Source organism: Sphingomonas sp. 67-41 (assembly GCF_001899725.1).
Classification (GTDB): Bacteria; Pseudomonadota; Alphaproteobacteria; order Sphingomonadales; family Sphingomonadaceae; genus Sphingomonas; species Sphingomonas leidyi.
The window spans coordinates 76,574-87,146 of the sequence record NZ_MKWJ01000016.1; the positions used below are offsets into that span (position 1 = coordinate 76,574).

Sequence of the window (10,573 nt, forward strand, 5' to 3'; positions counted from 1 at the left end):
TCCAAACCGAAGGGAGGCCGGGCGGCACGCCGCCCGGCCGGTCATCAGAAGCCGAGCCGCAGCGTCGCCCGCAGGTCCCGGCCGGCCAGCGGCGCGAAGTCCTTCAGGAAGCTCGAATGGCGCCGCGCATCGACATCGAAGATGTTGTTGGCGCTCAGCGTCAACGAGATCTTCCGGTTCTGGGCGAACGGCCTGAAGCTCAGCGAGGCATTGGTGAGCGTATAGCCGTCGGTCGGCGTCTCGAACGCGGCGATGCGATCCTGGGCCCAGACATGCTCGACTTCGACGCGGGCGGTCAGCAGGCTCGACTGCGCCTCGAGGCCGCCGAGCACGCGCAGCGGCGGGATGCGGGGCACCGGATCGCCATTGTTGCCCTGGCTGGCATGGACATAGTCGCCAAGCAGGTCGAAGTTGATCGCATAGTCGCCGATCCGGGCGAGCCGCGCGGACAGGTCGCCCTCGAGCCCGTAATAGCGGGCCTTGACCTGCTGGAACTGGAAACAGGGCAGATCGACGGTGCGGCCGCTCGGCGCCGCCGCCGCTTCGCAGACGCTCTGCGCGACCTGGTTCTCGGAGATATAGCCGTCGAACCAGTCATAATAGGCCGAGGCGTCGAAGCTGAATCCGTCCTTGTGGACATGCAGCGTCGTCTCGAGGCCCCAGGACTTCTCCAGACCGAAGTTCGGATTGCCGAGCTCCCAGGCCTGGGTGCCCGCATGGCCGCCATTGGCGAACAGCTCCTCGCCCGAAGGCGCGCGTTCGGTCCGCGAGGCGTTGATCCCGATGCGGACATCGTCGGACAGGGCATAGGAGAGCCCCGCCGATCCCGAAAGGGCGTCGAAATTGCGCTTCGTATTGGGAAAGCGCAGATCGCCCGCCGCCGGGTTCGACTGGAGGCTGCTATGCTCGTAGCGGATGCCGCCCTCGGCGCGCAGCTTGCCGAAGTCGAACTGCTGCAGCGTGAACAGGCCGACCTGGCTGGTATTGTTCTGCGGCAGGAAGGCCTCGTCGCCGACCACGTTGAAGTTGCGATGGTAATATTGGACGCCCGAGGCGCCCTGCCAGCCGCCGCGATTGGCCTGGACCAGCTCCAGCCGCCCCTCGAAGCCCTTGTTGTAGAAGGCGGTGCCGATCGAGCCGTCCTCCTCGAGCTCGAAATGGCGATAGTTCGCATAGCCGGCGCGCGCGCGAACCTTGTCGATGAAGCCGCCCCCGGTATCCACGTCGGCACGGAAATCGAAACGGTTCTGGAGCACGGAGAGGCGCGGCGCCTCCTGCTCTTCGCCCGTGGCCAGCGCATAGCGGATGGGCACGCCGTAGAGGCTGTCATAATGCGAATAGGACACGCCGATATTGGCGGTATCGCTGACATAGGCCAGGCCGGCGCCCGCGGTCCAGGTTTCGGCCTGGGTGTTGGGCAGCTTGCCCCTCAGCGCCGCGGTCTCGGCGAAATCGGGGTCGTCGGGCGTGGTCGGCCCTGCCGCGGCGGCGAGCGCCTGCGCCCGGGCCGAGGGGCTCAGCACATAGCCGCCGATCTTCAGGTCGTCGCTCTTCGAATAGGAACCGTCGGCGTGGAAGACGAAATGCCCGCCCAGCGCCACATCGCCCGAGCCCGCGATCGAGCGCTCCTTCGCGGCCGAGCCGTAGGTGGCGATCGCATCCACGTCATAGCCATTCTCGGGCAGGGTGCGCGGGATGCGCTTGTCGATCACGTTGACCACGCCGCCGATCGCCGAAGAGCCATAGAGCAGCACCGACGGACCGCGCAGCACCTCGATGCGCTCGGCCAGCAGCGGATCGATGATCACCGCATGATCGGCCGAGGTGTTCGAGACGTCGATCGAGCCGATCCCGTCGGTGAGCACGCGGACGCGCTCGCCCTGGAAGCCGCGCAGGATCGGGCGCGAGGCACTGGGACCGAAGGACGTGGCCGAGACGCCCGGCTGCTTGGACAGCGTCTCGCCGATGCTGGGGCGCAGATCGCGGGTGAGCACTTCGCCCGAGACGACCGAAGTGCCGGCGAGCACATCCCGCTCGCTGGTCGGCAGGATACCGGTGACGACGATCTCGTTGCCCTTGTTGCCGGTCGTGCTCTGCCCGTCCGGGCCGCTATCGTCCGCGGGGGCGGGCTTGGCCGGGGGCGCCGGCGGGTTGTTGCTGTCGGGGCCGGCGGCGTGCGCGGCAGCGGGGATGGCGAGCGCGAGCGTAGCCGCGCGCAGCAGGAACAGATGACGCATGGAAATTAGACTCCGAGAACCTTGGTTTTTCGCGGGAGGGACGAGGACGCGAGGGCACGGCGCGCACCTGCGCCGTACCGGGGCGGTCCCGATCCCCTAGGCCTGGAGCGGCGGTGGAGGCGCCCGGCTGCGCGCGGTTCGCGGAGGTTCGAAGAAGGAGAGGCTGGGCAGTCGCACCGGCGCCGCACGGAATGCGACCGGCGCCGGCGCGGCAAGCGCGACGGGCGCCGGAAGCAGCACCGCGCCGATATTCGCAACTTCCCGGCATATCGGGCAGCTGGCCGGGGAATCCGCGGGCGCCTGGCGATCCGTCGCCTTGCCGGTGCCGCTCGCACCCGGCCTTGCCGTTTCCAGGGCAAAGCCGCGATCGAAGTGATTGTGCGTCTGGACGACGGCACCTTGCCAGACGAACGCGAAGAGCAGGGCGCAGAGGAGCGCCCACCGCGTCGCGGCCCGATCTCCGCCACGCCGCGGCCTCGTTTCGCGCAAGCGACTCGGGCGACTGCCATTCACGGATGCCGCGATGCAATAAAGGTGTTATGTTGTAAAGTCTCATATACCGGCGGCCGGGGGCCTCCATCCTTCCGCCGCGCCCCATCCGGTTTCCCAGCACCATTCCCGCGCAGGCGGGGATCCGGAACCGGGAACGATGGCCGCCAGGCTCGCTTGCCATTTCCGGCAAACCCGCGCGATTGCATCGATTGTCCGGCACTCTCCCCGATCCCCGTCCGCGCGCGGATCGCGCGCGTGCCGATCGAGCCATGGCTTGACGGAGGGGCCCTGGCAAAGCACTGCCCGCCCCCCGCGAACATGCTCCCGGCACGAATCGGCAAGGATGCCGCTCCACGCTCCGCCCCGGCGCGAGTGGCGTAATTTTGCAACTGCCACGCGGGATGTTCGCGACATATGGCATCGGCGGTCTTTTTGGGAATTGAAATGAATTTTCACCTATGACAACTTCATTGCGATCGGTGGCGTGAGATCGGCGCCCCCGGCAAATGAAGGTCGCGTTCGGGCGGCCGGGTAATTCAGGGTGTTGTTCGTCGATGGAAACCTCTCGCCGCGGCGCCATGGCATTGGGAATGGGAAGCGCCGCCCTCGACCTCGCCGCGCCCGCGCTCGCCCGCCCTGCGGAGCGCACGCTAATCCTGTCGACCTGGGATTTCGGCGCCGCCGCCAACGCCGCGGCCTATGCCCAGTGGAAGAAGAGCGGCAGCCTGCTCGACGCCGTCGAAGCCGGCGCCCGCATCCCCGAGGCGGATCCCGAGAATCATTCGGTCGGCCATGCCGGCTATCCCGATCGCGACGGGCATGTGACGCTCGATGCGATCATCATGGACGATCGCGGCAATGTCGGCGCGGTTGCCGCGCTCGAGGATTTCGCGCATCCGATCTCGGTCGCGCGCCGGGTGATGGAGAAGACGCCGCACACGTTCCTGGTGGGCGAAGGCGCCCACCAGTTCGCCGAGGCCGAGGGCTTCGACAAGGTCGCGATGCCGACGCCCGAAGCCGAAAGGGCATGGCGCGACTGGCTGAAGACCGCCCGGTACAAGCCGGTCGCCAATAGCGAGAACCTGCGCGGCTCGGCGCTCGACCATGACACGATCGGCATGTTGTTCTGCGCGCCCGGCGGGCAGCTCGCCGGCGCCTGCACCACGTCCGGCATGGCATTCAAGCTGCGCGGCCGCGTCGGTGATTCGCCCCAGGCCGGATCGGGCCTGTTCGTCGAGGCCGGTGTCGGCGCCGCCACCGCCACCGGCGTAGGCGAGGAAGTCACCCGGATCGCCGGATCGGCACGCGTGGTCGCGTCGATGCGCGCCGGCATGACGCCTCAGGCCGCCTGCCGCGAGGCCGTGCTCCACATCGCCAGGCTGCGCGGCGACGCCGTGCGCGACGCACAGGTGGCTTTCCTCGCGATCGACCATCGCGGCCGGATCGGGGCCTTTGCGCTCCAACCCGGTTTCACCTTCGCGGCGACCGACCCTGCGGGGCGAACCCGGATCCAGACCGCCGGGAATTTAAAGAATCTCGCAACGACCAAGTAACCGAATCGATTTCCAAAAGGGGGGAAGTAATGAAGAAATTCAATGCATTGTTGCTAAGTTCGACGTGTTTCGCGGTGTTGCTCGCCGCGCCCGCGATGGCGCAGGACGCCGTGCCGGAAACTGGCAGGGACTCCACCGCCAGCGCCGGGGACGAGGGCTCCCTCGTCGTTACCGGCACTCGCATCGTGCGCCCGAACAACCGCTCGGCCGCGCCGATCACCACCACCACCTCCGCCGAGATCGCCGCACAGGGCGCGACGACGATCGAAGAGGTGCTCAACCGCCTGCCGCAGGTGCAGGTCAACTCCGAACAGAATTTCAGCGACTCCGAAGGCCGCCAGCGGATCAAGCTGCGCAGCCTGGGCTATGAGCGCACGTTGATGCTGGTCGACGGGATGCGCATCGGCCTGCCCAACACGGTCGATGTGGGCATCATCCCGAACGCGCTGGTCGAGCGAGTCGACGTGCTGACCGGCGGCGCTTCCGCAGTCTATGGCTCGGACGCGGTCGCGGGCGTCGTCAACTTCATCCTGAAGAAGAACTTCAGCGGCATCCGCGTCGACGGCAACTACAGCTTCTTCAACCACAACAACCGTTCCAGCGCGGTGACCGACGCCGCGCGGCGGGCCGGGTTCGATTCGGCCAGCGGCATGAGCAATGACGGCGCCCGCGCCGATGTCAGCCTCGCCGCCGGCACCAACCTGTTCAACGACCGCGTCAATGTCTCGGCCTTCGTCAACTATCGCCAGTCGAGCCTCGTTCGCCTGCGCGACCGCGCGAACGCCGTCTGCGAAGTGGTGACGACGAGCAACACCTCGCCGCTCTCCTGCTCGCGGGCGAGCTACACGCCGGCCGGCACGATCATCCCGCGCGCCGGCGCCAGCGCCGGGACGGTGCTCGTCAACAACCCGAACGGCAACGGCACCTTCATCCCGATCAACAGCGGCCCCGCAGGCGCCTCGGCCAATCCCTATGACGACTGGGCGTTCCAGCGGCCGTTCAACCGCGTCAACGCCGGCGGCTTCCTGACCGCGCAGATCAACGACCATGTCGAGCTGTACAGCAACGTGCTGTGGTATCGGGACAAGTCGTACAACACCCAGCTGAACCGCACCTATTCGTACAGCGTCTATGGCAGCACGCCCTATCAGGTGAATTGCGACAACCCGTTCCTCTCGGCGTCGCAGGCGCAGACGCTGTGCGGTGCGAACGCGGGCGTGGCGGGCCAGTATGCGCCGCTCGACGTGCGCTATCGCTTCGACGGGATGCCGCTGGTCCGCCAGCAATTCACCAACACCGGCTATCGCGTCGTCGCGGGCCTGCGCGGCCGGGTGCTCGACGATGTCTGGTCCTATGACGTCGCGGGCATGCTCTCGCGCGCGCAGCTCGACACCATCGACGTGCCGTTCGCGAAGTTCGACAGCGTCAACCGCTCGCTCGACGTGGTGAACGTCAACGGCCGCCCGACCTGCCGCTCGGTGGTCAACGGCACCGACAGGAACTGCGTGCCGTTCAACGCCTTCGCGCCGTTCAACAACGATGCCGCGCTCAACAACTATCTCTATGGCAACGCCTCTGGCGGCATCAGCACGCGCATTCCGCGCCTGTTGCAGTTCGTCGGCACCATCAGCGGCGATCTCGGCAAATACGGCATTGCCTCGCCCCTCGCCGAACAGGGCATCGCGATCGCGCTGGGCGGCGAATATCGCGAGGAGATGGAACGCACCGTCGTCAACGCGATCTACCAGCAGAACAATGGCGGCACGAACCAGCGCGTCACCCAGAACATCCTGGAGGCCTTTGGCGAAATCCAGGCACCGCTGGTCGAGAACCGGCCCTGGACCAAGCTGCTTCAGCTGAACGCCGGCTACCGCCTGTCCAAATATAACCGCCTGGACAGCAAGTTCGGCACCTGGAAGATCGAGGGCATCTGGTCGCCGGTCGCGGACATCAGCTTCCGTGCGTCGCTCAACAAGGCACAGGCGGCCCCGGGCGTCGGCACCGCCGCCAGCGCGTCCAACATCTTCTGGAACCAGGGCTTCTACGCGGATCCCTGCGCCCCCCGGATCGATCCGGCCAACCCCAGCGCACCGCGCATCGCCCCGGTCGCCACGCAGCAGCAATGCGCCAACACCGGCCTGCCGGCGAATCTCTATGGCAGCACCACGCTGATCTGCCCGGACGATCGCTGCACCGTCCGCGAAGGCGGCTTCGACCTCAAGCCGGAAACCGCCTATACCAAGACGTTCGGCGTGGTCCTCCGCCCGCGCTTCGTGCCGGGGCTGACCGTCTCGGTCGATCGCTGGTTGATCGATCTGAAGGATCAGCTCGACTTCCTCCAGCCGCAGAACCTGATCAACGACTGCCTCAGCACCGGCAACGACTATTTCTGCCGCGCCATCGTCCGCAATGCGAACGGCACGCTGTACAGCTCGCCGGCGACGCGTCCGGCCACGGGCTGGGTCGCGCGCGGTTCGGCGAACGGCTATCGCTCGCAGTCGCATGGCTGGGACTTCCAGGGCCAGTATGACGTCGGCATGGGTTCGGTCGGCCGCCTCGAGATGAGCTTCAACGGCACGCTGATGACGCGGGTCGCCTCGCAGGCATCGCCCACCGCCACGTCGCGCAATTGCGTGGGCTATTGGGGCAATTCGTGCGGCGAGAGCATGCCCAAATGGGCGCACCAGATGCGCACCACCTGGATCCTGCCGGAGCGCATCGCCAGCGTCTCGCTGAACTGGCGCCATCGCTCGGCCATGCCGCTCGACGTCTATGCGCCGGCCAGCACCGGCATCCCGACGGCGGATCCCAGCCAGCGGCGGGACCAGTTCCCGGGCATCAAGGCCTATGACTGGTTCGACCTGGCGCTCAGCTTCGACGTCAACAAGCAGATGACGTTCCGGCTTGCCGCGAACAACATCTTCGACCGCGACCCGCCGATCGTGCCGGACAGCCGTTCGCGCATCGGCCTGCTGCGCGGCAACACGATCATGGGCTATGACCTGCTCGGCCGACAGATCGTCGCCGGTGTCTCGCTACGCCTGTAATCCTGGGGTGGCCCGTCCCCCGGAGACTGGGTCTCCGGGGGATTCGGGCGTTGGGGCGAGGGCGGTGATCCCCGCCGCGCCGGCCGCTAACAGCGGCAACGCTTTCAAGGGGCGCGCGAGTGCAATCTATATGCCCCTGCGCTTGCCTTGCAGAGCGTGCGCGGGAAGTTGGGCTTGGCGTCATATTCATAGGCGAGATTGGCCGCCGAAGTGATGCTCGCATCGCCGCTCGATTCCGATCAGGGGATGAGCCGGTTCAGCGCGTCATAGATGGCAGAGGCGTTCGTTCTGGATCACTACGCCGGCGCGGGTGGAATATTCGGTAAGCTTGTTGCCGATAAGGTCGTAGCTCGAGCTCTGGGTGGTGGCGATGCCGCTCGGTTAAACGATTCATTGACCGTGCTGATGTTCCCGCATGATTTCAGGGCGCGTTCAACCGAATGGTTGAACAACGCCGAGGCTCACCGGATCAAAGAGCGGCAGGCAGATGCCCGCCGGGACAGCACAACAGACGATATCCTACATTGCAAGCCGGACCGCGCTCTCATCTCTATTTTATGATACCCCATGAACGCTTAAATCCCTTCACTCTCTACGGCGGTTACTTCTCAGTGAAGAGCGGATTCCAAACATTATCAACTATGAATTTCCTACCTTCTTCCTGCGAATCAACGATTATCACCTCCGATTTTTCATTGCCCAGCAGGCTTACCCAATCTGCGTCGTTGCTATTGAGCATTACCTGCAACTCATCACGCAACCCGTCCAGCTCTCTACGGTCGGGGTTAGCGCGTATATCGGCGAGAGCGCGTGCGATACCGCTATCGGAGAGGCCCACATCCGCTGAAAACACCGTAGCCAGCAGATTCTCTAGATAGGTCATTGGTTTTACCTCGCTGGATACAGGGTGATCGTTTCCCACGATCCCGTAGTAGGATTCTTCACATACACGCCCGTAGCGCTTCTTAAATTCGGCACCAAGCGGACAGGACCTTGAAGGCCCGTCATCTTTATCATGTCTCTGTCTTGCTGCTTAAACCCGTTTCTTTTTTCGTGAACTCGCGCAGCGGTAGCCTCGCTAAGTGGGCTGGACGTATCCAGATTCTTGAGCTTGGCACTATACCAAAAAGTTTTATTTGATGACTACGAACTGGTCGGGCAGTAAAGCCACCTGAGCGACAGTGACTCCTTCATCGTTGCTGAACTCAACTTCATACGCTTCATTCGGTTCAGAAAATTCGGCGACCACCACGCCGATAGCCCCCTGAAGAAGGCCATCATTCGGGAGCATCTCTGTGAGACGCACGGTATCGTTGACTTTTGCCTGCATCACTTCCTCACTTCGGAAATAGGGTTGTCAGCTCAGGGGTATTTGACCCGGGCCTATATATCCAGCCTGTCCGAACAGACCCGCTGCCCGTCGGTCCTCTCACTGGAATATCGGCCGTGAAGCGTGTTCCATACTGGTCGATTTTACCGATCGTCGCAGGGGTACTCATAACACCTTCCCGAAGTTGGAGCATGAGATTGTCGGCATTGCCGGAATTGAAGCCGAATGCTGATTCAAACACCCGAGCCTTATTCCCGCCAACAGGATGAGCGGGATTGAGAGCGTAGTCGGTTAGTTTGCGCGGGTCGATAACGGCGCGATTTGCGCCAACCAGAGAATAAGGCCCTTCGGCTTCAGCAGCCGCGCGCGCCCAAGCAGCTTCATTCGCCGCAATATCGATAGGTGCCGTCTTTGCGGCCCCTGCGCCCCCACGCACGCCCATTCCCCTGGCACCAACCAGGGAAACCACGGTAGCGGCGATGATCCCTCGCTTCTCCGCATTGCTGGAAACATGGTTGGGATCAAGCAGGAACGGATGCCGTGCATTGTTCGCAGCGCGGGCCTGTGCCGAGAACATGTCGTCATTGTCCGGATATAGCGACCTGAGGGTCTCGCTCACGATCGCTGTGGCCGCATGGCTCCCATTGCCTATGGCGTCCCTGAACATCTGCCCGGTGTTGCCGCCGGAAGATACGATACTCTTCAGGGTGCTGGCAGTGAGGCCCTGGACATAATGCCCCACACTTCCGACCACGTTACTCCCATATCCCAAGGCACCGCGTGGAGCGCTGCTGATGCTCGTTCCAGGCGGCCGCGCGGGCGGGCTTTGATAGCCGTCGAGGCGTCGATAGCCGTCGAAACGCCTGACCTGATCGCGCAGGCTGAGGGTGGAGGTAATCCGCTGCTGTTGAAGCAAATCGGCAAAGCGGTTTTCGACGGGGCCGTAGGCAATGTCGCGCCAGGATTCCCGTTGGCCGGTGACGACGATTGAAGCCTCGTCGGAGAGGCCAAGCATTTGACGAGCAGCCTCGACAATCAAGCGAAAGAGGTCCCCTCCCCCCAGGTCAGATGCCCCTTCTGTCGCAGTGGAAGCTCGTATTCCCGACAGGGATTCACGCCTTTCGGTATTGCGTGCCGCAACCTTGCCCGCAACCGCATCCCCGACAGTCTGCCCGATGATATCGGGCAGAGCGGCGAGGATATTGTCGCCGAAGCTGGTACCGTCGAGCAGGCTGCGCGCCGCGGCGTTGGCGAGGCCGCCGGCGGTGTTGCGCGCCAGCCTGCCGCCAAAGCCATCCAGCCCGATCGCGCCCGATACCGCCATCCCCAGCCCAGCCGCCGCCACGCCGGCAAAGTCGAACTTCGATTGCAGCCCGGTCGCCACCCCGATGCCCTGGCCGATCGCACTGCCCAGCGCACCGCGCACGGCGTCGCCCAGGAAGGGGCTGCCGGCGATCTTGTCGAAGCTGCCCGCCAGCCCCGCCGCCACGCCTGCGCTGATCCCCGCCAGCGCTACCCCCTTCCAGCTGAACTTGTCCTGGATCCCCGCCGCAACCCCGAACGCCTGGCTCGCCACGCTCCCCGCCACGCCCGCCGCCACGCCGCCCGCGATGCTGGCCGCGCTGGTCAGCCCGATCGTCATCTGGCCGGTGCCCGCCAGCAGCGCAGCCCCCGGCGCCGCCGTGCTTCCCACGCCCAGCCCCGCAAACAGCTTCGCGAACGGCACCCGCGTCAGCGCCGTCACCGCCACCGCGATCGCAATCATCAGGATCGCGCCCAGCGCGCCGCACTTGTTGCCCTTCTGCGCGGGCTTGGGCGTGGTCGGGCTGAGGCTGCCCAGCGCTTCGGCCGGGTCATAGGGCTTGAACGTCGCCGCGCTGTTCGAACTGCGCATCACCCCCGCCGGGATGGTGA

General features: G+C 65.1%; 8 protein-coding genes. 3 read left to right on the forward strand and 5 right to left on the reverse strand.

The features are described from left to right. Nucleotides 1–44 precede the first annotated feature (44 nt). Both BGP17_RS08625 and BGP17_RS08630 read right to left on the reverse strand, forming a co-directional pair. Nucleotides 45–2,237 (reverse strand): TonB-dependent receptor, encoded by a 2,193-nt coding sequence (locus BGP17_RS08625; protein ID WP_286711687.1) that lies wholly within the window; start codon nt 2,235–2,237, stop codon nt 45–47. A gap of 96 nt (nt 2,238–2,333) precedes the next feature. Next, nucleotides 2,334–2,726: a DUF2946 family protein gene (locus tag BGP17_RS08630; RefSeq protein WP_286711688.1), complete on the reverse strand. Its 393-nt coding sequence runs from the start codon at nt 2,724–2,726 to the stop codon at nt 2,334–2,336. Nucleotides 2,727–3,319: 593 nt separating this feature from the next. Between BGP17_RS08630 and BGP17_RS08635 the strand changes: the two genes are divergently transcribed. The 3 genes from BGP17_RS08635 (at nt 3,320) to BGP17_RS08645 (ending at nt 7,890) form a co-directional block, all read left to right on the forward strand. Continuing rightward, complete coding sequence (locus BGP17_RS08635) at nt 3,320–4,282, forward strand: glycosylasparaginase (protein ID WP_380925215.1); 963 nt, start codon at nt 3,320–3,322, stop codon at nt 4,280–4,282. A 29-nt stretch (nt 4,283–4,311) separates the two neighbouring features. After that, nucleotides 4,312–7,329 (forward strand): TonB-dependent receptor plug domain-containing protein, encoded by a 3,018-nt coding sequence (locus BGP17_RS08640; RefSeq protein ID WP_286711690.1) that lies wholly within the window; start codon nt 4,312–4,314, stop codon nt 7,327–7,329. 270 nt (nt 7,330–7,599) lie between these two features. Beyond that, nucleotides 7,600–7,890, forward strand: a complete 291-nt coding sequence (locus BGP17_RS08645) for a hypothetical protein (RefSeq protein WP_286711691.1) — start codon at nt 7,600–7,602, stop codon at nt 7,888–7,890. 40 nt (nt 7,891–7,930) lie between these two features. On the opposite strand, the gene BGP17_RS08650 is transcribed toward BGP17_RS08645, so the two are convergent. The 3 genes from BGP17_RS08650 to BGP17_RS08660 form a co-directional block, all read right to left on the reverse strand. After that, entirely contained in the window at nt 7,931–8,212 is a 282-nt protein-coding gene (locus BGP17_RS08650; protein WP_286711692.1) for a hypothetical protein, read from the reverse strand. 249 nt (nt 8,213–8,461) lie between these two features. Continuing rightward, nucleotides 8,462–8,659 carry a DUF4926 domain-containing protein gene (locus BGP17_RS08655; RefSeq protein ID WP_286711693.1) on the reverse strand — a complete coding sequence of 66 codons (198 nt, stop codon included), beginning with the start codon at nt 8,657–8,659 and terminating at the stop codon, nt 8,462–8,464. A 7-nt stretch (nt 8,660–8,666) separates the two neighbouring features. After that, on the reverse strand, nt 8,667–10,573 hold a 1,907-nt coding region (locus BGP17_RS08660), incomplete at its 5' end, for a DUF6883 domain-containing protein (protein ID WP_286711694.1).

Excerpts from the sequence above, each read along its gene's own strand:
- BGP17_RS08635 (WP_380925215.1), top strand. The coding sequence starts at position 3,320 with ATGGGAAGCGCCGCCCTCGACCTCGCCGCGCCCGCGCTCGCCCGCCCT.
- BGP17_RS08650 (WP_286711692.1), bottom strand. The coding sequence starts at position 8,212 with ATGACCTATCTAGAGAATCTGCTGGCTACGGTGTTTTCAGCGGATGTG.
- BGP17_RS08655 (WP_286711693.1), bottom strand. The coding sequence starts at position 8,659 with ATGCAGGCAAAAGTCAACGATACCGTGCGTCTCACAGAGATGCTCCCG.
- BGP17_RS08625 (WP_286711687.1), bottom strand. The coding sequence starts at position 2,237 with ATGCGTCATCTGTTCCTGCTGCGCGCGGCTACGCTCGCGCTCGCCATC.
- BGP17_RS08640 (WP_286711690.1), top strand. The coding sequence starts at position 4,312 with ATGAAGAAATTCAATGCATTGTTGCTAAGTTCGACGTGTTTCGCGGTG.
- BGP17_RS08645 (WP_286711691.1), top strand. The coding sequence starts at position 7,600 with ATGGCAGAGGCGTTCGTTCTGGATCACTACGCCGGCGCGGGTGGAATA.